General features: G+C 68.1%; 21 protein-coding genes. 11 read left to right on the top strand and 10 right to left on the bottom strand.

Annotated features, from left to right (window positions below; translation table 11 throughout):
• Nucleotides 1-48: 48 nt before the first annotated feature.
• The 8 genes from A9G05_RS11755 to A9G05_RS11720 are packed head-to-tail and all read right to left on the bottom strand — an operon-like array spanning nt 49 to nt 7,799.
• The gene (locus A9G05_RS11755) at nt 49-1,128 is read right to left on the bottom strand and encodes a chemotaxis response regulator protein-glutamate methylesterase (protein WP_069561153.1); all 1,080 of its coding nucleotides are present in this window, start codon (nt 1,126-1,128) and stop codon (nt 49-51) included.
• A gap of 23 nt (nt 1,129-1,151) precedes the next feature.
• Complete coding sequence (locus A9G05_RS11750; RefSeq protein WP_069561152.1) at nt 1,152-1,961, bottom strand: protein-glutamate O-methyltransferase CheR; 810 nt, start codon at nt 1,959-1,961, stop codon at nt 1,152-1,154.
• The gene (locus A9G05_RS11745) at nt 1,961-2,470 is read right to left on the bottom strand and encodes a chemotaxis protein CheW (RefSeq protein ID WP_069561151.1); all 510 of its coding nucleotides are present in this window, start codon (nt 2,468-2,470) and stop codon (nt 1,961-1,963) included. Before A9G05_RS11745 ends, A9G05_RS11750 begins: the two co-directional genes overlap by 1 nt.
• A 10-nt stretch (nt 2,471-2,480) precedes the next feature.
• Nucleotides 2,481-4,127, bottom strand: a complete 1,647-nt coding sequence (locus tag A9G05_RS11740; RefSeq protein ID WP_069561150.1) for a methyl-accepting chemotaxis protein — start codon at nt 4,125-4,127, stop codon at nt 2,481-2,483.
• Nucleotides 4,128-4,139: 12 nt separating this feature from the next.
• Complete coding sequence (locus tag A9G05_RS11735; RefSeq protein WP_069561149.1) at nt 4,140-6,350, bottom strand: chemotaxis protein CheA; 2,211 nt, start codon at nt 6,348-6,350, stop codon at nt 4,140-4,142.
• 12 nt (nt 6,351-6,362) lie between these two features.
• On the bottom strand, nt 6,363-6,680 hold the full coding sequence (locus A9G05_RS11730; RefSeq protein ID WP_069561148.1) for an STAS domain-containing protein: 318 nt from the start codon (nt 6,678-6,680) through the stop codon (nt 6,363-6,365).
• 1 nt (nt 6,681) lies between these two features.
• Entirely contained in the window at nt 6,682-7,047 is a 366-nt protein-coding gene (locus A9G05_RS11725; protein WP_044406509.1) for a response regulator, read from the bottom strand.
• Nucleotides 7,048-7,061: 14 nt separating this feature from the next.
• On the bottom strand, nt 7,062-7,799 hold the full coding sequence (locus A9G05_RS11720; protein WP_256548377.1) for a methyl-accepting chemotaxis protein: 738 nt from the start codon (nt 7,797-7,799) through the stop codon (nt 7,062-7,064).
• A 687-nt stretch (nt 7,800-8,486) separates the two neighbouring features.
• Between A9G05_RS11720 and A9G05_RS11715 the strand changes: the two genes are divergently transcribed.
• The 6 genes from A9G05_RS11715 (at nt 8,487) to A9G05_RS11690 (ending at nt 15,067) form a co-directional block, all read left to right on the top strand.
• Nucleotides 8,487-9,740: an ABC transporter substrate-binding protein gene (locus tag A9G05_RS11715; RefSeq protein WP_069561146.1), complete on the top strand. Its 1,254-nt coding sequence runs from the start codon at nt 8,487-8,489 to the stop codon at nt 9,738-9,740.
• 90 nt (nt 9,741-9,830) lie between these two features.
• Complete coding sequence (locus tag A9G05_RS11710) at nt 9,831-10,739, top strand: carbohydrate ABC transporter permease (protein WP_069561145.1); 909 nt, start codon at nt 9,831-9,833, stop codon at nt 10,737-10,739.
• Entirely contained in the window at nt 10,732-11,577 is an 846-nt protein-coding gene (locus A9G05_RS11705; RefSeq protein WP_069561144.1) for a carbohydrate ABC transporter permease, read from the top strand. The genes A9G05_RS11710 and A9G05_RS11705 overlap by 8 nt, the downstream gene beginning before the upstream one ends.
• 47 nt (nt 11,578-11,624) lie before the next feature.
• The gene (locus A9G05_RS11700; protein WP_069561143.1) at nt 11,625-12,785 is read left to right on the top strand and encodes an ABC transporter ATP-binding protein; all 1,161 of its coding nucleotides are present in this window, start codon (nt 11,625-11,627) and stop codon (nt 12,783-12,785) included.
• 143 nt (nt 12,786-12,928) lie between these two features.
• Nucleotides 12,929-14,152 (top strand): carbohydrate porin, encoded by a 1,224-nt coding sequence (locus A9G05_RS11695; protein ID WP_069561142.1) that lies wholly within the window; start codon nt 12,929-12,931, stop codon nt 14,150-14,152.
• Nucleotides 14,153-14,164: 12 nt separating this feature from the next.
• The gene (locus A9G05_RS11690; protein WP_083272551.1) at nt 14,165-15,067 is read left to right on the top strand and encodes a D-hexose-6-phosphate mutarotase; all 903 of its coding nucleotides are present in this window, start codon (nt 14,165-14,167) and stop codon (nt 15,065-15,067) included.
• A 457-nt stretch (nt 15,068-15,524) separates the two neighbouring features.
• Here the strand turns inward: A9G05_RS11690 and A9G05_RS11685 are convergent, their stop codons facing one another.
• Nucleotides 15,525-16,385: a MurR/RpiR family transcriptional regulator gene (locus tag A9G05_RS11685; RefSeq protein WP_170832287.1), complete on the bottom strand. Its 861-nt coding sequence runs from the start codon at nt 16,383-16,385 to the stop codon at nt 15,525-15,527.
• A gap of 183 nt (nt 16,386-16,568) precedes the next feature.
• On the opposite strand from A9G05_RS11685, the gene zwf reads away from it, so the two are divergent.
• The 5 genes from zwf to A9G05_RS11660 all read left to right on the top strand — a co-directional run bounded on the left by zwf (nt 16,569) and on the right by A9G05_RS11660 (nt 21,523).
• The gene (gene zwf, locus A9G05_RS11680) at nt 16,569-18,041 is read left to right on the top strand and encodes a glucose-6-phosphate dehydrogenase (RefSeq protein ID WP_069561140.1); all 1,473 of its coding nucleotides are present in this window, start codon (nt 16,569-16,571) and stop codon (nt 18,039-18,041) included.
• Entirely contained in the window at nt 18,028-18,744 is a 717-nt protein-coding gene (gene pgl / locus A9G05_RS11675; RefSeq protein ID WP_069561139.1) for a 6-phosphogluconolactonase, read from the top strand. The genes zwf and pgl overlap by 14 nt, the downstream gene beginning before the upstream one ends.
• 90 nt (nt 18,745-18,834) lie before the next feature.
• On the top strand, nt 18,835-19,473 hold the full coding sequence (locus tag A9G05_RS11670; protein WP_069561206.1) for a bifunctional 4-hydroxy-2-oxoglutarate aldolase/2-dehydro-3-deoxy-phosphogluconate aldolase: 639 nt from the start codon (nt 18,835-18,837) through the stop codon (nt 19,471-19,473).
• Between the two features lie 20 nt (nt 19,474-19,493).
• A complete protein-coding gene (locus A9G05_RS11665) occupies nt 19,494-21,116 on the top strand; it encodes an NADP-dependent glyceraldehyde-3-phosphate dehydrogenase (protein WP_069561138.1) in 1,623 nt (540 codons plus the stop codon).
• Entirely contained in the window at nt 21,116-21,523 is a 408-nt protein-coding gene (locus A9G05_RS11660; protein ID WP_069561137.1) for a DUF4952 domain-containing protein, read from the top strand. The genes A9G05_RS11665 and A9G05_RS11660 overlap by 1 nt, the downstream gene beginning before the upstream one ends.
• A gap of 475 nt (nt 21,524-21,998) precedes the next feature.
• On the opposite strand, the gene cra is transcribed toward A9G05_RS11660, so the two are convergent.
• Complete coding sequence (gene cra / locus A9G05_RS11655; protein ID WP_069561136.1) at nt 21,999-22,988, bottom strand: catabolite repressor/activator; 990 nt, start codon at nt 22,986-22,988, stop codon at nt 21,999-22,001.
• Nucleotides 22,989-23,229: the final 241 nt, after the last annotated feature.

The raw sequence follows: 23,229 nt of genomic DNA, 5'->3' as shown, positions 1-23,229 counted from the left end.
ACGAACGGTAGCAACCGGCCATCATCGATGGCCGGGGAGCGGAAGGCCCTAGCGTGCGCTTTCGTGCGCGCGTGGGTTGGACTGGCCGCGGGCGTATTGCACGATCACTTCCGACAGACGGCCGAGGGGCTCCGTCACCTGGGCTGCGCCCATGCGCAGCGCCTCCTTGGGCATGCCGAAGACCACGCAGCTGGCCTCGTCCTGGGCTACGGTGCGGGCGCCGGCCTCACGCATGGCCAGCAGGCCACGGGCGCCGTCATCGCCCATGCCGGTCATGATCACGCCCATGGCGTTGTGCCCGGCGTGGCGCGCCACCGAGCGGAACAGCACGTCCACCGAGGGCCGGTGGCGATTGACCGGGGGAGCGTCGATCACCTCCACCAGGTACTGCGCGCCGCTGCGCTTGAGCTGCATGTGCCTGCCGCCCGGGGCCACCAGGGCCAGGCCCGGCCGTACCCGGTCCATGTGCCGCGCCTCGCGCACCTCGATGGCGCAGATGCTGTCCAGGCGCTGGGCGAAGGCGGCGGTGAACTTCTCCGGCATGTGCTGGACGATGACGATCCCGGGGCAGTCCACCGGCAATTGGCGCAGCACCACTTCCAGGGCCTGGGTGCCGCCGGTGGAAGTGCCCAGCGCCACCACCCGGTCGGTGGTGGACAGGGTGGTGGGACGGGGAGCGGGTGCCTCCTTGGTGGGGGCTGTCGCCACGGGTGGGGAGGGCATCGCGCGTGGGTGGCTGCGAGCGGCAGCCTCGATCTGCCGGATCAGCTCGCCAGACAGTTGCTGAAGGCTGTCCTTCAACCCCTGGCGGGCCTTGGCGAACACCCCAACGGCACCGGCGGCGAGGGCCTCCAGGGTCACCGCCGCGCCTTTCTCGGTCAGCGTCGAGCAGATGATCGCCGGGGTCGGGCGCTCGGCCATGATCTTGCGCAGGAAGGTGATGCCGTCCATGCGTGGCATTTCCACGTCAAGCACCAGCACGTCGGGCCATTGCTTGCGCATCTTGTCCAGGGCGAACAGCGGGTCGGCGGCCTGGCCGATCACCTGGATGCCGGGATGGTTGTCGAGGCACGCGGTGAGCACCTGGCGCACCAGGGCCGAGTCGTCGACGATGAAGACCTTGATCATGGCGGCGTTCTCCCTGGCCGGGCTCATGTGCGTTGGTAGACCGAGGGGCGGACCGCTCGCAGCGGCAGCTTGAAGCCGTGCAGGCTTTCGGCGTGGCCGATGAAGAACAGGCCCTCCGGGCGCAAGCGCTCCACCAGCCGCTCGACGATGCCGCGCTTCTCGTCCTGGCCGAAGTAGATCAGCACGTTGCGCAGGAAGATCACGTCGAAGGGGCCGATCTCCCGGGGGATCGGCCGGGTCAGGTTGAGTTCGGCGAACATCACCCGGTGACGCAGCGCCTGGTTGATGCGGAACAGCCCGGCGCTTTCCTCCACGCCGCGCAGGCAGTAACGCTGCAGCCAGCCGGGGGGGAAGTGCTCGGTCTGCTCCATGGGGTAGGTGGCGCTGCGGGCCTTTTCCAGCATGCGCAGGCTGAGGTCGCTGGCGAAGATGGACCAGTCCTTGGTCCGGGCATGTTCGGCGAGGGTCATCGCCATGCTGAAGGCCTCCTGGCCGGATGAGCTGGCCGCGCTCCACAGGTGCAGCGGTTTGCGCTGGTGGGCGGCCCACTCGCCGAGCTCCTTGAAGTGCTGCGGCTCGCGGAAGAAATAGGTTTCATTGGTGGTCAGCAGGTCCACCACCAGGCGCCGCTCGTCCTGGTTGGCGGGATCGCCGAGCAGGCGCAGGTAGTCGCTGAAGGAGTCAACGCCCACCGCCCGCAGCCGGCCCATCAGGCGGCCGGCCATGAGGATGCGCTTCTGATCGGTCATGTGGATGCCCGAAGCCTCCAGCATCAACTGCTGCAACTGCCGGAAGTCGGCGTCGCTGAGCTTGGGCAACTGCCGGTGGGGCATCAGCCGGCCTGCTGGGCGAGGCTCAGCTGGCGGATGTCCTCCAGCGACAGCACCCGCCGCACGTCGAGGATGATGGTGAAGCCGCGCTCGTCCCGGGCCATCCCGGCGATGAAGTCGGTACGGATGCCGGCGCCGAAGGGCGGTGCCTGCTCCACCTGATCCGTCTCGATGTCCAGCACGGCATCCACGGCATCCACCACCAGGCCGATGCGCTGGTGCTGTTCGTCCAGGTCCAGCTCGATGATGACGATGCAGGTGCGCTTGTTCGGCACGCTCAGGTCCTGACCGAAGCGCGCCGCCAGGTCCATCACCGGTACCACGTTGCCGCGCAGGTTGATCACCCCGTGGATGAAGATCGGCATCATCGGCACGGTGGTGACCTGACCGTATTCGATGATTTCCCGCACCAGGTCGATGGGCAGCGCGTAGCGTGCATCGCGCACCCGGAAGGACAGCTGCTGCACGCTTTCCGCCGCCTCGCTGGCCAGGACTGCCTGGAGTTCGCTCATGCCGCTCCCCTCAGTTGAAGTTGACGAAGTGGCCTTCATCGGCCACCGGCTGGGGCTTGCGGGCCACGGCGGTGCTCGGCTTGCGCAGCTCGCGCACGGCCGCAGGGCGCTCCGTCCGCACGGTCGAGGCGGCCCGCGCGCTGGTCGCTTCGAGGCGGAAGTAGTTGATCAGCTCGAGCAACTGTCCGGCCTGGGCGTTCATCTCCTCGGCGGTGGCCGCCAGCTCCTCGGAGGCGGAGGCGTTCTGCTGGGTGATCTGGTTCATCTGGCCCATGGCGATGTTGATCTGCGACGCGCCGGTGCTCTGCTCGCGGGAGGCGGCGGTGATCTCCTGCACCAGATCGGAGGTCTTCTGGATGTTCGGCACGATCTCGTCCAGCAGGTGCCCGGCCTGCTCGGCCAGTTGCACGCTGTTGCTGGCCACGCCGCCGATCTCCTGGGCGGCCACCTGGCTGCGCTCGGCGAGCTTGCGCACTTCGGCGGCGACCACCGCGAAGCCCTTGCCGTGGTCGCCGGCGCGGGCAGCCTCGATGGCGGCGTTGAGGGCCAGCAGGTTGGTCTGGTAGGCGATGTCGTCGATGATGCCGATCTTGTTGGCGATCTGCTTCATGGCCTGGACCATCTCGCCCACCGCCTGGCCGCCCTGCACGGCGTCATTGGCGGCCTTGCCGGCGATGCCGTCGGTGATCTGCGCGCTTTCGGTGTTCTGCGCGATGGAGGCGGACATCTGCTCCACCGAGGCCGTGGTCTCCTCGACGCTGGCCGCCTGTTCAGTGGCCGCCTGGCTGAGGGACTGGGAGGTGGCGCTGACTTCCTCTGAAGCCGAGGACAGCGAGTCGGCGGCGCTGCGCACGTCACTGATCACGGTGCGCAGGCGCTCGGTCATGTGCTTCATGGAGGCCAGCAGGCGGCCGGTCTCGTCGCGGCTGTCCACCTCGATCTCGGTGGACAGGTCACCTTCGGCCAGCTTGTCGGCCACGGCCACCGCGCTGTTCAGGGGACGGGTGATGGAGCGGGTGACGAAGATGCCGATGGCGAATCCGAGCACGGCGGCAATGATCATCAGAGTGATCAACTGGGCGCGTGAGCCAAGGTAGATCTCGGTGATGGTGTCGTTGGCCTCCTTGGCGCTGGCGTCCTTCTGGGTCACCAGCTCGGAGAACAGCTTGTCGGCGCTGTCTCCCTGGGCGCGCAGCTCGGGCATCAGCGCGGTGAACTCGGTATCACTGGCCAGGGGGACGGTCTTGCTCAGTTCGAGCATCTGCCGCACCACTTTTTCGTAACCCGCCAGGCTCGCTTCCATCTCTGCCAGCTTGGCCATGGACTGTTCGCTCTTGAAGCTGCCCCGAGCGCTGTTGACGTGCTCATGCACGCTCTGCAGCGCCTCCACGACCTGGTCGGCGGTGCGCTGGCGTTCCTCCACGGTGGTGGCCAGCAGGTGGCTGCGCAGGTTACGACCGATGTAGATGAGGTCAATGTTGCCTCTCATCATGGTCTTCAAGGCACCGACTTCGCCCAGGTACATCTGGTCAGTGAGGTCGTTGACCCTGTGCAGGTTGGCGATGCCCAGCCCACCCACCGCAGCGGTGAGCAGCACCACCAGAGTGAAGCCGGCGATCAGCCGGGCTCCGATTTTCATGTTGCGGATGAATTGCATGGTGAGGCTCTCCTACTGACCCGCGAGATCGGGCCGTGCTGGTACGGGGTTGGCGAGGGTGCGCGGTTCTGCGTCCGCGTTCTGTTGCAGGTGCTGGAGCAGGCTGGCGATGTCGAGGATCAGCGCCACCTGGCCGGAGCCGAGGATGGTGGAGCCGCTGATGCCGCGAAGGTGTTCGAAGAGCAGGCCGAGGGGCTTGATCACCGTCTGCAGCTCGCCGTGCAGCTCGTCGACGATCAGCCCGGCCTGGCGCCGCCCGAGGCTGACCACCACGATGTTGCGCCGGCCATGGGCGCTGCAGGGCAGGTCGAAGTGGGCGGCCAGGTCGATGCAGGGCAGGGGCCGGCCGCGCAGCTCGATGTGGCCGTAGGCACGACGGCCGAGGCGCGTCTCGTCCAGTTCCAGGCACTCGGTGACCAGGTTCAGCGGCACCACGAAATGCTCGCCGCCCAGGCTCACCAGGAAACCGTCGATGATGGCCAGGGTCAGTGGCAGGCGGATGCGGAAGGTGCAGCCCTGGCCGGGGCGTGAGTCGATCTCGATGCTGCCGCGCAGGGCCTCGATGGCGCTGCGCACCACGTCCATGCCGACGCCCCGGCCGGAGAGGTCGGAGACGTTGTCGGCAGTGGAGAAGCCGGCGGCGAAGATCAGCCGCTGCACCTCGTGTTCCGGCGGGTTGGCCTGCGGGTCCAGCAGGCCGCGCTCGATGGCCTTCTCGCGGATACGTGCAGTGTTCAGACCCCGGCCGTCGTCGCTCACCTCGATGACGATCATTCCCGACTCGTGGTAGGCGTTGAGCCCCAGGTGACCCTCGGCGCTCTTGCCGGCGGCCAGGCGCTGTTCGGCGGGTTCGATGCCGTGGTCGATGGCGTTGCGCACCAGGTGGGTGAGGGGGTCGGCGAGCTTGTCGATCACCGTCTTGTCCAGCTCGGTGTCGGCGCCGCGGATCTCCAGGCGGATGTCCTTGCCCAGTTGCTGGCTGACGTCGCGCACCACCCGGTGGAAGCGGTTGAAGGTGTCGCCGATCTCGATCATGCGCAGCTTCAGCGCCGCCTCGCGAATCTGTTCCACGCGCTGGTTCACCGTCTGGGCGCTCTCCTGGCACTGCGGGTTGCCGTGTTCCTGGGCCTGCATGCGGGCGGCGGCAGCGCTGATCACCAGCTCGCCCACCAGGTTGATCAGCTCGTCGAGCTTGTGGGCGGCCACCTTCACCAGGGTGCTTTCCGTGTTCGGTGTGCGGCGCTCGCCGTCGCGGCGGGTTTTCTGCTGGCGGGCGAGGGCGGCGTCCACCGCTTGGGGGGCCACCAGTCCCTGTTCCACCAGCACCGCGCCCAGGGGCGGTCTCTCCGCCGGGGCGCTGGCCTGGACGGCCAGGCCCTGCTGCAGTTCGTGTTCGGTGAGCAGGCCGGCGGCGACGAGGATGCCGCCGATGCGCTCGTCGGCCTCCGGCAGCGCCTGGATCAGCCGCAGGCAATCGTCCAGGGTGCTGGCCGGCGGCAGCATGCGCAGGGTGCAGAAGTCGCGGATGAACTCGAAGACGTCCTCGATCTCGGTCTTGCTCGCCGGGGTGTCCAGGTCGATCTCCAGGCCCAGGTAGCAGGTTTCCGGGTCCATCTCGGCGAAGGGCGGCAGGCTGTCGTCGAGTACTTCCAGGGCGGTGATCGTGCCCAGACGTCCCAGGTACTGGACGAAGGAGATCGGGTCGAAACCGTTGCGCAGCAGGTCGCCGTCGAAGCGCAGCGACAGGTGCCAGGCGCCGTTGCCGCGCTCTTCCCGCAGGGCGGCCGGGGCATCGACGGCCTCGACCACGGCGGCCAGGGGTTCGCCCAGGTGCTCGGCCAGGGCCGCCAGCAGCTCGGCCTGGTGCGCTTCGTCCACCGGCAGCTCGCCGGTCTCCGGGTCGATCAGGGCGATCATCGAGACGATCTCGTCGAGGCAGCGCAGCATCAGCGAGACCAGCGACGGCTCCAACTGGCGCTGACCGTCGCGCACTGCCATCAGCAGGTTTTCCAGGTGGTGGGTGAAGCTGGCCAGCGGGGTCAGGGAGAACAGCCCGGCCGAGCCCTTGAGGGTGTGCATGGCGCGGAACAGGCCGTTGATGGCCTCGGCGTCGTCAGGCTGCTGATCCAGTTGCAGCAGGTATTCCTCGGCTTGCTGGCTGAGGTCGCGGGCTTCTTCGATGAACCCCTGCAGCAGTTGGCTCCACTGGTCTCCGTTGAGCATGGCGGTCTCCGCTCAGGCCGTGGACGTGGCTGCGGCCGGGAGCAGGTGCTCCAGGCGCAGCAGGGTGATGAGTTCCAGAGGGCCGCCCTGGATGCCTTCCATGACCAGCACGGCGCCGTTGCCGAGCACCTGCCGACGCAGCGCCAGGAGCAGTTGCAGGCCGGCGCTGTCGAGGTCTTCCAGGGCGTGCAGGTCCAGTCGCCAGGGTTGGTCGGCAGCCTGCTCGGCCAGCCGCGCGGTCAGCTCGGCGTGGGCATCGGCCACCTCGTAGATGGTCAGGCTGCCCTCCAGTTCGAGGTGCCCGGGGGATTTCACATGGACCGTGAGCATTTCAACCCACCAGCTTCTCGACAGCGGCCAGCAACTGTTGCGGCTGGAACGGTTTGACGATCCAGGCACGGGCGCCGGCGGCCTGGCCTTCGGCCTTCTTCGCCTGCTCGCTCTCGGTGGTGAGCATGACGATGGGGGTGAAACGGTAGTCCTTGCTGTTCTTGATCTCCTTCACCAGGCTGATGCCGTCCAGGTTGGGCATGTTCACGTCGCTGATGATGAGGTTGATCTTCTGCCCGTTGAGCTTGGTCAGGGCGTCGCGGCCGTCGACGGCTTCGATGACCTGGTGGCCGGCGCCGCCCAGGGTCATCTTCACCAGTTGTCGCATCGAGGATGAGTCGTCGACGATGAGGATGGTCTTGCTCATGTGTGGCTCCCGGATCAGAAAAAGGTGACTTCGTTGTCGGCCGGCTTGGCACGCCGGCCGGTGCGTTCTTCGTCGGTGGTGAACTGTCGGCGCAGCTCGGCCAGCCAGCGCTGTGGCTCGCCGAGGATCGAGTCCTGGCTTTGCACGGCCTGGCGCAGGCGCTCGATGTCGTGCTGCAGGTGGTCGAGCATCTGGTCGGTGCGGTCCTGGAACTGCATGCCGACGATGATCTGCTGGATGTCGCCCTGGGTGGTGCGGGCGTCCTGCTGCAGGGCGATGGCGCTCTCGGCCAGTTCGTCGAGGTTGGTGCCCAGGTCCTTCATGATTTCCCCGGCTACCTGGTCCAGGTAGCGCAGGTTGTTTTCCTCGCTGCTGGACAGCTCGGCGGCGGCACTGACGGTGCCGCGGATGGCCTGGTTGATCTCGCCGACCTTTTCCACCATGCGCTGGCCGGTCTCGGCAGAAAGGCTGGAGAGTTTGCGCACCTCGTCGGCCACCACCGAGAAGCCGCGTCCATAGTCCCCGGCGCGGGCCGCTTCGATGGCGGCGTTGAGGGCCAGCAGGTTGGTCTGGCTGGCGATGTCCTGGACGTGCTTGGACATGCTCTGCAGTTCGGTGGCGTAGCTGTCCAGGTGGCCGATGGTGTTGAGCAGCTCGGTCTTGCGATCGGCGGACTTGTGGAAGGCGGTGGTGACTTCGTCCAGGCGCTGCTGAGCGTGGCGCAGGTTGTCGGCGACGCCGGAGCCACCCACCACGTTCTCCGAGCGTTGCAGGGTCTGGTCCAGGCGCTGGGCGAGGCTGGAGAAATGCTGGAACAGCTGGCCGATGTTGCTGGACACCAGCTCGCGCACCTGGCCGAGGTTCTGCCCCCAGGCCGGCAGCACGCTGACCAGCAGCGGCACGCAATCGGCCTGCACCGGCGTGCTCGGCAGGTCATCCACCTGGGGTTCGCGTGTCGGCGGCGTGCTGCGTGGACGCAGCGCGACGGCGGCGCCCGCCGCCAGTGCCAGGCCCGCTCCGGTGACCCAGGGCTGACCGAGTCCGAGGCCGGCGAAGCCGAGGAGGAGGGCGAGGCAGAGGAGGGAGTAAGCCAGCACGGGACACGTCCTGTGAGATGCGCAATGTTCGAAAAGATAGGTCGCGCCTGGGGGGCTCGATATAGGGATTCCCCCTAGGGGCCCTAGGGGCGCTGGCAGGGGGCGGAGTGCCGGGTCGCGCGCCGACGGGCACCTGGGAGTGGGTGTGAAGGCGTGGCGCTTCGGTGGCCGGTTGCGGATTTTGCCAAGCGCGTCAGGCGCTTGCGTTCACGCGGCGCTTTGTAACGACCCCGTGACCATCGACAATCCCTTTGTTACCCAGGGCCTTTCGGGGCGTGTTTAGACTGCTGGTCAGCGCAAGCACCGACTTGCATGACCAATAAGAACAACAAGGTATTGCCGATGAATGCTCTGTCTCGCCTGACTGCTGCCGTCTCCCTCGCATCGCTGTTCCCCCTGTCCGCCCTCGCCGGCGAAGTGGAAGTCCTGCACTGGTGGACCTCCGGCGGCGAAAAGCGCGCGGCCGACACCCTGAAGAAACTCGTCGAAGAGAAAGGCCACTCCTGGAAGGACTTCGCCGTTGCCGGTGGCGGAGGCGAGGCGGCCATGACCGTGCTGAAGACCCGCGCTGTGTCCGGCAACCCGCCCTCGGCGGCCCAGATCAAGGGCCCCGACATCCAGGAATGGGGCGAGTTGGGCCTGCTCACCGAGATGGACGAAGTGGCCGAGGAGGGCAGGTGGGACACGCTGCTGCCCAAGCAGGTGGCCAGCATCATGCAGCACGACGGCCACTATGTGGCGGTGCCGGTGAACGTGCACCGGGTCAACTGGCTGTGGATCAACCCCGAGGTGTTCAAGAAGGCCGGTGCCACGCCGCCCGCCACCCTCGACGAGTTCTTCGCCGCCGCTGAAAAGCTCAAGGCCGCCGGCTTCATCCCCGTCGCCCACGGCGGCCAGCCCTGGCAGGACGGCACCGTGTTCGAGGACCTGGTGTTCGCCATCCTCGGCCCCGAGGGCTACCACAAGGCCTTCGTCGAGCAGGACAAGGCGACCCTTACCGGCGAGCCCATGGTCCAGGCCTTCGCCGCGCTGAAGAGGCTGCGCGGCTACCTCGACGCCGACGCCGCCGGCCGAGACTGGAACAGCGCCACCGGCCTTGTGATCAGCGGCAAGGCCGGCATGCAGATCATGGGCGACTGGGCCAAGAGCGAGTGGACCGCCGCCGGCAAGGTGGCGGGCAAGGACTACCAGTGCCTGCCGTTCCCCGGCACCCAGGGCAGCTTCGCCTACAACATCGACTCCCTGGCCATGTTCAAGCTGAGCGACGCGGAGAACCGCAAGGCCCAGAACGACCTGGCGCGGACGGTGATGGAGCCGCAGTTCCAGCAGTTCTTCAACCAGGAGAAGGGCTCGATCCCGGTGCGCCTGGACCAGGACATGTCCAGCTTCGACGCCTGCGCCCAGCAGTCCATGAAGGACTTCAAGGCCGCCGCTGCCGGCAACGGCCTGCAGCCCAGCCTGTCCCATGGCATGGCCGCCTCCAGCTACGTGCAGGGCGCGGTGTTCGACGTGGTGACCAACTTCTTCAACGACCCCGCCGCCGACCCGAAGAAGGCCGCCCAGCAACTGGCTGCCGCGATCCAGGCCGTCCAGTAACCGCCGATTGACCCGCCCACGGCGCAGGCCCCGCTGCCTGCGCTGCGGGCCCGGCCGTGCCGAATTTCCCCTGCCAACCCGGAGCGCCCCATGAGTTCGACCGCCGCCTTCGCCAAGGCCTCACCGCTGGATGCGCTGCAGCGCTGGCTACCCAAGCTGGTGCTGGCGCCGAGCATGCTCATCGTGCTGGTGGGCTTCTACGGCTACATCCTCTGGACCTTCGTCCTGTCCTTCACCAACTCGCGCTTCATGCCCAGCTACAAGTGGGTGGGCCTGCAGCAGTACCAGCGCCTGTGGGACAACGACCGCTGGTGGGTGGCGAGCCAGAACCTGCTGGTGTACGGCGGGCTGTTCATCGCCATCAGCCTGGTGATCGGCGTGTTCCTCGCCGTGCTGCTGGACCAGCGCATCCGCCGCGAAGGCTTCATCCGCACCGTCTACCTCTACCCCATGGCGCTGTCGATGATCGTCACCGGCACCGCCTGGAAGTGGCTGCTCAACCCCGGCCTGGGGCTGGACAAGCTGCTGCGCGACTGGGGCTGGGAAGGCTTCCGCCTGGACTGGCTGGTGGACCCGGAGCGGGTCGTCTACTGCCTGGTGATCGCCGCCGTCTGGCAGTCCTCGGGCTTCGTCATGGCGCTGTTCCTCGCCGGCCTGCGCGGGGTCGACCCGTCGATCATCCGCGCCGCCCAGGTGGACGGCGCCAGCCTGCCGACCATCTACCTGCGCATCGTCCTGCCGAGCTTGCGCCCGGTGTTCTTCAGCGCGCTGATGATCCTCGCCCACATCGCCATCAAGAGCTTCGACCTGGTGGCAGCGATGACCGCCGGCGGCCCCGGCTACGCCTCCGACCTGCCGGCGATGTTCATGTACGCCCACACCTTCACCCGTGGGCAGATGGGCCTGGGTGCCGCCAGCGCCATGCTCATGCTCGGCGCCGTGCTGGCGATCATCGTGCCCTACCTGTATTCCGAACTGAGGAACAAGCGCCATGACTAGCCTGGCCGGAAAGTCCCCGCTCAGCGTCAGCCGCCTGGCCATCCACGCCACCCTGGTCCTCGCCTGCGCGCTGTACCTGGTGCCGCTGGTGGTGATGCTGCTGACCAGCTTCAAGACCCCCGACGACATCCGCACCGGCAACCTGCTGTCCCTGCCGGATGCCTTCACCCTGATCGGCTGGGCCAAGGCCTGGGCCAGCGTCGGCGGCTACTTCTGGAACTCGGTGATGATCACCGTGCCGGCGGTGCTGATCTCCACGCTGCTCGGCGCGCTCAATGGCTATGTGCTGTCCATGTGGCGCTTCCGGGGTTCGCAGTTGTTCTTCGGTGCGCTGCTGTTCGGCTGCTTCCTGCCGTTCCAGGTGGTGTTGCTGCCCGCGTCCTTCACCCTCGGCAAGCTGGGGCTGGCCAACACCACCGGCGGCCTGGTGCTGGTGCACGTGGTGTACGGCCTGGCCTTCACCACGCTGTTCTTCCGCAACTTCTACGTGAGCATCCCCGATGCCCTGGTGCGGGCGGCGCGGCTCGACGGCGCGGGGTTCTTCACCATCTTCGGGCGCATCCTGCTGCCCATGTCGGTGCCCACCGTCATGGTCTGCCTGATCTGGCAGTTCACCCAGATCTGGAACGACTTCCTCTTCGGCGTGGTGTTCGCCAGCGGCGACAGCCAGCCCATCACCGTGGCCCTCAATAACCTGGTCAACACCAGCACCGGGGCCAAGGAATACAACGTCGACATGGCCGCCGCGATGATCGCCGGCCTGCCGACCCTGCTCGTCTACGTATTCGCCGGCAAGTACTTCCTGCGCGGCCTCACCGCCGGTGCGGTGAAGGGCTGAAAAGCGGCTGCGCCCGTTCGCGGCGCTTCTGATTAGTGGAGATCGACATGGCAACCCTCGAACTGCGCAACGTGAACAAACGCTACGGCAGCGGCCTGGCCGACACCCTCCGGGACATCGAACTGTCCATCGACTCGGGCGAGTTCCTGATCCTCGTCGGGCCTTCGGGCTGCGGCAAATCCACCCTGATGAACTGCATCGCCGGGCTGGAAGCCATCAGCGGCGGCGCCATCCTCGTGAACGGCCAGGACATCAGCAGCATGAGCCCCAAGGACCGGGACATCGCCATGGTGTTCCAGTCCTACGCCCTGTACCCGACCATGAGCGTGCGCGAGAACATCGCCTTCGGCCTGAAGATCCGCAAGCTGCCGTCCGCCGAGATCGAGGCGGAGGTGAGCCGCGTGGCCAAGCTGCTGCAGATCGAGCACCTGCTGGAGCGCAAGCCCGGCCAGCTCTCCGGCGGCCAGCAGCAGCGCGTCGCCATGGGCCGGGCCCTGGCACGGCGGCCGAAGATCTACCTGTTCGACGAGCCGCTCTCCAACCTCGACGCCAAGCTGCGGGTGGAGATGCGCACCGAGATCAAGCTGATGCACCAGCGGCTGAAGACCACCACCGTCTACGTCACCCACGACCAGATCGAGGCCATGACCCTGGGCGACAAGGTGGCGGTGATGAAGGATGGCGTCATCCAGCAGTTCGGCACCCCGCAGCAGATCTACAACGACCCGGCCAACCTCTTCGTCGCCGGCTTCATGGGCTCGCCGCCGATGAACTTCATCCCCCTGCGCCTGCAGCGCCGCGACGGCCAGTTGTGGGCGCTGCTGGACAGCGGCCAGGACCGCTGCGAGCTGCCCCTGGGCGAGCGCGGGGCCGGGTTCGAGGAGCGTGACGTGATCCTCGGGATACGCCCGGAGCAGATCCTCGGTACCGCGCCGGACAGCCGTGGCACCCCGGGCGTGCGGGTCGAGGTGGAGGTGGTCGAGCCCACCGGCCCGGACACCCTGGTGTTCACCAGCCTCAACCGCACCAAGGTCTGCTGCCGCCTCGGCCCGGATACCGTTCCCCGGCCAGGTGAAAGCCTCACGCTGCACATCGATCCGAGCAAGGTGCTGCTGTTCGACGCCAACAGCGGCGAGCGGCTGCGCCCGGCAGGCCCTTCCAGCAGCCCCGGGCTGCCCGCCAACGTGGCGCAACTGAAGGGGCGTTGAACCATGGCTCGGAACCGCCGGGCCACGGCAGGCAGGGTGCTTCGTCTCAGCCCTGCCGATCGCCCCGTGGTGGGCTGATGCCCACTCTGCGAGGGCGCCAAGGGAACGTTCCATCGCAACACAACAATAAGAATGGAGTGGACATGAACACGAAGATCCGAGGTTTGTGGGTACTGCCCTGCACGCTGTTCGCCGCCTCCGGGCTGGCCCAGGCGGTCGAGTTCAGCGGGTACGTGCGCAGCGGCGCCGGCGGTTCCAGCGAAGGGGGCACGCAGTCCTGCTTCCAGTTGCCGGGGGCGCAGTCAAAGTACCGTCTGGGCAACGAGTGCGAGCAGTACATGGAGCTGGACCTGCGCCAGGACCTGCTCAAGCTGGACGACGGCTCGGTGGTCAGCGTCGAAGGCATGGCGCAGTTGTACAACCAGTACGGGCACACGCCGAAGTTCACCGGTGACTACGGTTTCGCGCGGATGAACCAGATGTACGCCGAGTGGAGCAACATGCCCGCGCTCAACGGCGGTTCGTTCTGGGCGGGGCGCCGTTTCTACAAGCGCAACGACATCCACATCTCCGACTTCTACTACTGGAACCAGAGCGCCACGGGCTTCGGCTTCGACGAAGTGGCCATCGGCGACCTGAAGTACAGCTACGTGTTCTCGCGCAAGGACAACTACGAGCAGAAGCCCTACATCAACCGCCACGACTTCAACGTCGGCGGCTTCCAGACCAACCCCGGCGGCGAGGTGGAACTGGGCGTCAGCTATATCGACAAGCCCGACAGCACCGGTGCCCACAGCGGCTGGTCGGTCTCGGCGCAGCACAAGCAGCAGGCCTTCCTCGGCGGGGTCAACACCCTGGCCCTGCAATACGGGCGCGGCCCCGGCACGGCGCTGGGCTACACCGGCGACCCGACCCTGGACAACGCCAACAAGAGCTGGCGCCTGGTGGAGTTCTTCGACTGGCAGGTGACGCCGCATTTCGGCGGGCAGTTCGAAGTGGTCTACCAGAAGGACACCCGCCCGGACGGCGACGACCAGAACTGGCTGTCCATCGGCGTGCGCCCGGTCTACGCCTTCACCGACCAGTTCAAGCTGGTGACCGAGCTGGGCCGCGACCAGGTGGAGGCCCCCGGCGGCACCCGCAAGCTCACCAAGTTCACCGTGGCGCCCACCTGGTCGCCGTCCGGGCCGGGGTTCTCCCAGCGTCCGGAGTTCCGCCTCTACTACACCTACGCCAGTTGGAACGAGGCCGCCCAGCGCGCTGCCAGCGAGCTGGCCGCCGGTTCGGCGTTGTCCGACACCGGGGCCTTCGGCGATGCGTTGCATGGCTCCAACTTTGGCGTGCAGGTGGAGTACTGGTGGAAGTGACGGGAGCGGCCCGTGGCGGCTGCTGAGCGCGACGGGGCGCGCCGCGCAGGGCAGGCGGGGGAGGGCGGCGCGCATCCCCTCGACGCCCTGCTGCGGCCGGCCAGCGGGCAGTTGTTCCGCTGGCACGAACACCAGGGGCGCGAGCTGCTGCTGGTGGAGCATCCCCGCTGCTCGGCGGTGTTCAGTCGCCAGGGTGGGCAGTTGCTGCATTACCAGCCGCGGGGCGAGCACCCGGTGCTCTGGTGCGCCCGTCACTGGCCGCGCGTGGGCGCCATTCGCGGTGGCGTGCCGGTGTGCTGGCCCTGGTTCGGGCGGCATCCCGTGGAAAGCGGCTGGCCCCACCACGGCTGGGCGCGGCTCTCCGACTGGCGGCTGATCGGCAAGGACGCCGACGCCCAGGGGGTGCGCCTGGAGTGGCGCCTGCAGTTGCACGACTGGCAGGTGGAGCTGCGGGCCTGCCTGGGGGATGCCCTGAGCCTGGAACTGGTGACGACCCACCATGACAGCGGGCCGTGCGTCCTCAGTCAGGCCCTGCATGCCTACTGGCGGGTGTCGGATGTGGCGCGGGTGGCGCTGCTCGGCCTGGATGGCGCCGACGGGCACGACCTGCTGGCCCGAGAGCCCTGCCGGCAAGCCGGTGAACTGCGGGTCACCGAGGGCGTGCACAGGCGCTTCCAGCGTGGCGGGGCGCTGACCCTGCAGGACCCCGGCTGGCAACGGCGGTTGCGCATCGACGGTGGCGACAATCCCCACACCTTGGTCTGGCACCCCGGCAGCCGGCCGCTGCCCGAGGTGAGCTGGGCGGAGAGCCTGGGGTTCCTGTCGGTGCAGGCCGCCGCCTGCGGCGACCCGGGGCAGGTCCTGGCACCGGGGGACGAGGCCAGGTTGGCGCTGAAGGCCTGGATCGCGGGGTAGCGGCGTAGCCCGGGCTTCAGCCCGGGAATCGGTGGCGGGAAATCCCCGGACTGAAGTCCGGGCTACGTTCCTGAATCTGCCAAGGCACGGGGTACAACCCAGGCCACCGTGCCACGCCCGTGATGGGCTTCGCGTAGCTCAGCCCATCCTACGAGGGTGGTGCTACCGCCAGACCATTGGGCTCGAATCAATCGACGGGGTAGCCCTGGCTTCAACCCGGGAAGGGTTGGCGCGGGTTTCCCGGACTGAAGTCCGGGCTACGTTCCTGAATCTGCCAAGGCACGGGGTACAACCCAGGCCACCGTGCCACGCCCATGATGGGCTTCGCGTAGCTCAGCCCATCCTACGAGGGTGGTGCTACCGCCGGACCATTGGGCTCGAATCAATCGACGGGGTAGCCCTGGCTTCAGCCCGGGACGAGGCGGCGGGAGGTCCGCCGTGCCCTATGGGGTGGGGCTCAGGCCGGCTCTTCATCCGCCGGGTAGCGGCTGGCGTTGAGGCTTTCCTTGATCTTGCGCAGGTGCGGCTGGAAGTCGATGCCCCGGCGCAGGGTCACGCCGGTGGCGAGCACGTCGAGCACGGTGAGCTGGATGATCCGCGAGGTCATCGGCATGTAGATGTCGGTGTCCTCCGGCAACGGGATGTTGAGGCTGATGGTGCTGGCCTTGGCCAGCGGCGAGCCGGCGGCGGTGAGGCCGAGCACCGAGGCGCCGTTCTGCCGGGCCAGGCGCGCCACCTCCACCAGCTCGCGGGTGCGCCCGGTGTAGGAAATGATCACGAACAGGTCCCCGGTGTGGGCCACCGAGGCGAGCATGCGCTGCATCAGCACGTCGGAGTGGGCCGAGACGGCCAGGTTGAAGCGGAAGAACTTGTGCTGGGCATCCAGCGCCACCGAGGCCGAGGCGCCGAGGCCGAAGAAGTGGATCTGCCGGGCCTGGATCATCAGGTCCACCGCGCGGCTGATCAGTTGCGGGTCGAGGCTCTGGCAGGCGCTGTCCAGGGAGGTGATGGCGCTGCCGAAGATCTTCCGCGTGTAGGCCTCGGGGCCGTCGTCCGCCGAGACCGCCTGGCTGACGTAGGCCGCGCCACTGGCCAGGCTCTGGGCCAGTTGCATCTTCAGCTCCGGGTAGCCGTTGACGCCGAAGGAGCGGCAGAAGCGGTTCACCGTGGGCTCGCTGACCTGGGCGGCCTGGGCCAGGGCGGCGATGCTGAAGCGGGTGGCCTGCTGCGGGTCCTGCAGGATCACCTCGGCGACCTTGCGTTCGGCCTTGTTGAGTTCGTCGAGACGGCCCTGGATCTGCTCCAGGAGATTGCGCATGCGGTCCATGGGGATTCCTTAGCAGGGCCTGCGGAAACGGTGGCCTATCGTACTGAGGGCCACAGTCGCCAGCCAGAGGTAACAGGGGTGTGACTAAATGTTGTGTTTATTACTACATTTATTCTTGTGTTGCGAGTTCTGGCGGTGTAAATCTCTCACGACCTTGTTGAAGAACAAAACATCATGGCTGTCATCACTGTAGAACCCTGCACCTTCGCCCTGTTCGGCGCCCTTGGCGACCTGGCCCTGCGCAAGCTGTTTCCGGCGCTCTACCAGCTGGACCGCGCGGGGCTGCTGCATCCCCGCACCCGCATCCTCGCCCTGGCCCGTGAGAGCGACGAGAACGGCGCCCGCCAGGCCGCCATCGCCGAGCATCTGGGGCGCCATGTGCCCGAGCGCGAGATCGACCCCGACCAGGTGGCGCGCTTCATGGCGCGGCTGGAATACCTGTCGATGGACTTCTTCCTTCACGCCGAGGGCTACCGCGAGCTGGCCGAGCGGGTGGGGGCGGACGAGCCGCTGATCGCCTACTTCGCCACCCCGGCCTCGGTGTACGGCGCCATCTGCGAAGGTCTGGCCCAGGTGGGCCTGGTGCAGAACACCCGGGTGGTGCTGGAGAAACCCATCGGCCATGACCTGGAGTCCTCCCGGCGGGTCAACGACGCCGTCGCGGTGCATTTCCCGGAGAGCCGCATCTACCGGATCGACCACTACCTGGGCAAGGAGACGGTGCAGAACCTGATCGCCCTGCGCTTCGCCAACAGCCTGTTCGAGACCCAGTGGAACCAGCACCACATCTCCCATGTGGAGATCACCGTGGCCGAGCAGGTGGGCATCGAAGGGCGCTGGGGCTATTTCGACGAGGCCGGCCAACTGCGCGACATGGTGCAGAACCACCTGCTGCAACTGCTCTGCCTGATCGCCATGGACCCGCCCAGCAACCTCTCCGCCGACAGCATCCGCGACGAGAAGGTCAAGGTGCTCAAGGCCCTCGCGCCGATCACCGCCGCCCAAGTCGCGCAGCAGGTGGTGCGCGGCCAGTACATCGCCGGCAGCAGCCAGGGCCGCGCGGTGCCGGGTTACCTGGAGGAAGAGAACGCCAACACCCACAGCGACACCGAGACCTTCGTCGCCCTGCGGGCCGACATCCGCAACTGGCGCTGGAGCGGCGTGCCCTTCTACCTGCGCACCGGCAAGCGCATGCCGCAGAAGCTGTCGCAGATCGTCATCCACTTCAAGGAACCGCCGCACTACATCTTCGCCCCCGAGCAGCGGCCGCTGATCAGCAACCGGCTGATCATCCGCCTGCAACCGGACGAAGGCATTTCCCTGCAGGTGATGACCAAGGAACAGGGCCTGGACAAGGGCATGCAACTGCGCAGCGGCCCGCTGCAACTGAATTTCTCCGACACCTACCGCAGCGCGCGCATCCCCGATGCCTACGAGCGCCTGTTGCTGGAGGTGATGCAGGGCAACCAGAACCTCTTCGTGCGCAAGGACGAAATCGAATACGCCTGGCAGTGGTGCGACCAGCTCATCGAAGGCTGGAAGCAACTGGGCGATGCCCCCAAACCCTATGCCGCCGGCACCTGGGGCCCGGTGGCCTCCATCGCACTGATCACCCGAGACGGAAGGAGCTGGTATGGCGATCTCTGACCTCCGATTCCCCCCGGCCGTGGAGCCGGTGACCCTGGCGGACGCCGCCGAACTGGCCGGGCACCTGGCCCAGCGCGTGGCCGAGGCCCTGCGCGAGGCCCTGGCCGCACGCGGCAGCGCCACCCTGGTGGTGTCCGGCGGGCGCAGTCCGGTGGCCTTCTTCGAACGCCTGGCGCAAGCGCGGCTGGACTGGTCCGCCGTGACCGTCGGCCTGGCCGACGAGCGCTGGGTGCCAGTGAGCCACCCGGACAGCAACGAAGGGCTGGTGCAGCGCCACCTGCTCCAGGGCGAAGCCGCCAAGGCCCGTTTCGTCGGCCTCTACCAGGCCGCCGCGACCCAGGAGGAGGCCGCGCGCCTGGCCGACCAGGCCCTGGAAGCGCTGCCGCAGCCCATCGACGTGCTGGTGCTGGGCATGGGCGAAGACGGCCACACCGCCTCGCTGTTCCCCGGCAGCCCGAACCTGGCCGAGGCCCTGGACCCGGCCTGTCGCGCCCGGTGCCTGGCGACCCGGGCACCCAGCGTGCCCCACCAGCGCCTGACGCTGCCCCTGGCCCTGCTGCAAGGCAGCCGCCTGACCCTGCTGGCCCTGCAAGGGCGCGGCAAGCTGGACACCCTGGTCGCCGCGCTGCAGGGCGAGGACGTGGCGGCCATGCCGATCCGCGCCTTCCTGCGCCGGCCGCTGTCGATCTACTGGTGCCCCTGAGGCTCCATCCGTCTCAAGGGCTCACGCAATGGGAGTAATGCCATGACCACCATCCACAAGCCGCGAACCGCCGTTCGCCGCGTGCCGAGCATGGCCGAGAAGGTGGAGATGATCGACCGACTCTGCGCCGAGGCGCGCATCCTGCCGGTCATCACCATCGAAGACGAAGCCCACATCCTGCCGCTGGCCGACGCCCTGGCCGCCGGTGGCCTCAAGGTGCTGGAAGTGACCCTGCGCTCGGCCCACGGCCTGGGCGCCATCCGCCTGCTGCGGGCGCAGCGCCCGGACCTGCTGGTGGGCGCCGGCACCGTGCTGGACGAAGCGATGCTGGCCGAGGCCGAGGCCGCCGGCGCCCAGTTCCTCGTCAGCCCCGGCTGCACCGCCGAGCTGCTCGATGCCGCGTTGCACAGCCCACTGCCGCTGCTGCCGGGCGTGGGCAGCGCCTCCGAGATCATGCTCGGCCACGCCCGTGGCTATCGGCGCTTCAAGCTGTTCCCGGCGGAGGTCTGCGGCGGCGTCGCCGCGCTCAAGGCCTTCGGCGGCCCGTTCCCGGCGGTGCGTTTCTGCCCCACCGGCGGCGTGCGGCCGGACAACCTGGTCCAGTACATGGCCCAGCCCAACGTCATGTGCGTGGGCGGCAGCTGGATGCTGGACAGCGCCTGGCAGCGTGCCGGCGACTGGGACCGCATCACCCGCACCACCGCCGAAGCCCTGGCCCTGCTGGCCTGAACCCCTACCCGGAGCGCGCCATGTCCCTGTTCACCGCCGAGACCCTGTTCCCCCACGCCGAGCAGATTCCCGAGGCCTGGCGCCTGGGCGAGCCCGTCGAACAACGCGACTACCTGGTGGATGGCGAGCTGCGCCACTGGGCCGGCCCCCTGGCTCCGGTGCGCAGCCCGGTCTACCTCAAGGGGCCGCAGGGCGAGGAGCAGGTGGTGCTCGGCAGCACCCCGCTGCTGGATGCCGAGGCCGCCCTGCAGGCGCTGGACGCCGCCGTGCGTGCCTACGACAAGGGGCAGGGCGCCTGGCCGACCCTGCGGGTGGCCGAGCGCATCGCCCACGTGGAGTGCTTCCTGGCGCGCATGCGCGAGCAGCGCCAGGCGGTGGTGAAGCTGCTGATGTGGGAGATCGGCAAGAACCTCAAGGACTCCGAGAAGGAGTTCGACCGCACCTGCGACTACATCGTCGACACCATCGAGGCGCTCAAGGAGCTGGACCGCCGCTCCAGCCGCTTCGAACTGGTGCAGGGCACCCTCGGGCAGATCCGCCGCGTCCCCCTGGGCGTGGCGCTGTGCATGGGACCGTACAACTACCCGCTGAACGAAACCTTCACCACGCTGATCCCGGCACTGATCATGGGCAACACCGTGGTCTTCAAGCCGGCCAAGTTCGGCGTGCTGCTGATGCGCCCGCTGCTGGAGGCGTTCCGCGACAGCTTCCCGCCCGGCGTCATCAACATTATCTACGGCAAGGGCCGCGAGACCGTCAGCGCCATCATGGCCAGCGGCAAGGTGGACGTGTTCGCCTTCATCGGCACCCACTCCGGCGCCGCCGACCTGAAGAAGCTGCACCCGCGCCCGCACCGCCTGCGCGCCGCCCTCGGGCTGGATGCGAAGAACCCCGGCATCGTGCTGCCCCAGGTGGACCTGGACAACGCCGTGGAAGAGGCCGTCACCGGCGCGCTGTCGTTCAACGGCCAGCGTTGCACCGCGCTGAAGATCCTCTTCGTCCACGAAGACGTGCTGGAACCCTTCCTCACCCGGTTCAGCGCGCGCCTGGCGCGCCTGCGCCCCGGCATGCCCTGGGACGACGGCGTGGCCCTGACCCCGCTGCCGGAACCGGGCAAGGTGGACTACCTCGACGGCCTGCTGCGCGATGCCCTGGAGCAGGGCGCGCAGGTGGTCAACGAAGGCGGCGGCCGGCGTCACCAGAGCTTCTTCTACCCCGCGCTGCTGTGCCCGGTGACCCCGGCCATGCGGGTCTACCACGAGGAACAATTCGGCCCGCTGGTGCCGGTGGTGCCCTACCGCGACCTGCAGACGGTGATCGACTACGTGCTGGATTCCGACTACGGCCAGCAGTTGTCCATCTTCGGTAACGACCCCGCCGAAGTGGGGCGGCTGGTGGACACCTTCGCCAACCAGGTGGGGCGCATCAACATCAACGCCCAGTGCCAGCGCGGCCCGGACAGCTTCCCCTTCAACGGCCGCAAGAACTCCGCCGAAGGCACCCTGTCGGTGCATGACGCCCTGCGCACCTTCTCCATCCGCACCCTGGTGGCGACCCGCTTCAACGCGGACAACAAGGCGCTGGTCAGCCGCATCCTTGGCAACCGCGAATCCAGCTTCATCAGCACGGACTACATCTTCTGATGCGTCGCGGCGTGCTGCTGGCGGTGGCGCTGCTGCCGCTGCTGGCCTGGGGCGAGGAGCCAGGGTGCGGCGACTACCTGGCGGCCCTCGGCGTCACCGCGCCCGGGTTGCAGTTCGACGGCTGCCGCCTGGAGGCGGGCGGCCAGCTGCGCCAGCGGGTGGCCGAGTACAGCATCCCCGGGCGTGACGCCCGAGCGCTCGAGGCCCGGCTGGAACAGCGCTTCGGCATGCAGCCGCTGCGCTTCGTCTGCTGCGGCTGGGAGGCCCCGTCCGTCTACGCCCCCCATCCCGCCGGCCGGCCCTACGGCTACGAGATCGGCATGGGCTCCGGCGAAACCCTGGAAAAGGACTGGACCCGCATCGAACGCTTCCACGTCCGCGTCACCCTCTTCCTCGAAGAACCCTGACCCGCACATTTCCTGGGCTTCAGCCCAGGGAGCAGGGGGTTGGGGCATTCCCCGGACTAAAGTCCGGGCTACCCCGTGCTTCAACCTGCAGTCGTTTACTGGCACCCGTAGCCTGGGCTTCAGCCCAGGGAGCGGGGGGGGTTGGGGCATTCCCCGGACTGAAGTCCGGGCTACCCAGTGCTCGCCCCCGCAGTCGTTTACTGGCACCCGTAGCCTGGGCTTCAGCCCAGGGCGCGGAGGTTGGGCATTCCCCGGACTGAAGTCCGGGCTACCCAGTGCTCGAACCCGCAGCCGTTTACTGGCACCCGTAGCCTGGGCTTCAGCCCAGGGAGCGGGGGGGTTGGGGCATTCCCCGCACTGAAGCCCGGGCTACCCAGTGCTCGCCCCCGCAGCCGTTTACTGGCACCCGTAGCCTGGGCTTCAGCCCAGGGCGCGGAGGTTGGGGCATTCCCCGAACTGAAGTCCGGGCGACCTGTCAGCCGTTACGCCGCACATGCAGTTGCCGTGGGACGGCCGTGACGCCGGGCTGGTAGTCCCCGGCGATGGCTCGCAGGGCCTGGGCCAGGACGGCATCGGCGATCAGTTCGTGCTGCTGGCGCATGGCGTTCACCGGCAGGGGCAGGAAGTCCAGCAACTGGGTGTCGCCGAAGGTGCCGACGCGCAACGCCCGGGGCCAGGCGCCGCGTTCGCGCAGCACGTCCAGCACCCCCGCCAGCAGCACATAGGCAGTGGTCACCAGGGCGTCCGGCAGGTGGGCCTGTTCGTCCAGCAGGGACTCCATCATCTGGCGCCCGCATTCGCGGCTGAACTGCGTGCCCTGCATCACCCGCACCTCACCCGCGAACCCCTCCAGCGCCAGGCGGAAGCCCGCTTCCCGCTCGCGGCTGATGTTCAGCTCCGGGCGCGCGCCCAGCAGCGCCACCTGGCGCAGGCCGGGTGCCAGCAGGCTGTGGGTGAGCTGCTGGCTGGCCGGGCGGTCGTCGCTGACCACCGAGCCGAAGCGCGCCGGGTCCAGCACCCGGTCGACGCCGATCACCGGCAGCCCTTCGGCCAGCAGGTCGGCCAGGGTCGGGTCCTCGGGCGGCAGGCAACTGGCGACCACCAGCGCGTCACAGCGGCGGGCGGCGAACAGCTCCAGCAACTGGCGCTCGCTGGCCGGGTCGTCGTCCGAGCTGGCGATCAGCACCTGGTAGCCCCGGGCACGCGCCCGCTGCTCCAGCAGCTTGGCCAGGCGCGCATAGCTGGGGTTCTCCAGGTCCGGGAGGATGAACCCGAGGGTGCGCGTCTGCCCCCGGCGCAGGCCGGCGGCCTGGGGGTCGGGGCGGAAGCCGTGGGCTTCCACCACCGCCTGCACCCGCGCCACCGTGGCAGGGGAGATGCGCTTCTGCTCGGCCTTGCCGTTGACCACGTAGCTCGCTGTGGTGAGGGAGACGCCGGCCAGGCGGGCGATGTCGCTGAGTTTCACGTTCGGGGTCCTCACTGGGGCACGGCGGGCGGATGCACATTTCGTCCGTCGGGCACTTCAAGCGGCGAAGGATATCGGTTACCGTGCCGCCCACGCTTAGTGAAACGATTCAGCAAGGCCCTTGTCCAGATGTTCCCACGTCCTGCCTGGCGTGGTCACGGACCGCACGCACCTGCCCGGGCGCGATGGAAGGCAACCCCTAAGCTGATGCAGATGGCACAACGACAAGAGGGCCCCGAGG

It is taken from the genome of Pseudomonas sp. ENNP23 (assembly GCF_001728945.1).
Taxonomy (GTDB): Bacteria; Pseudomonadota; Gammaproteobacteria; order Pseudomonadales; family Pseudomonadaceae; genus Metapseudomonas; species Metapseudomonas otitidis.
Note: the sequence above shows the minus strand (reverse complement) of the source record. Positions and strands in the feature narration are given on the sequence as shown.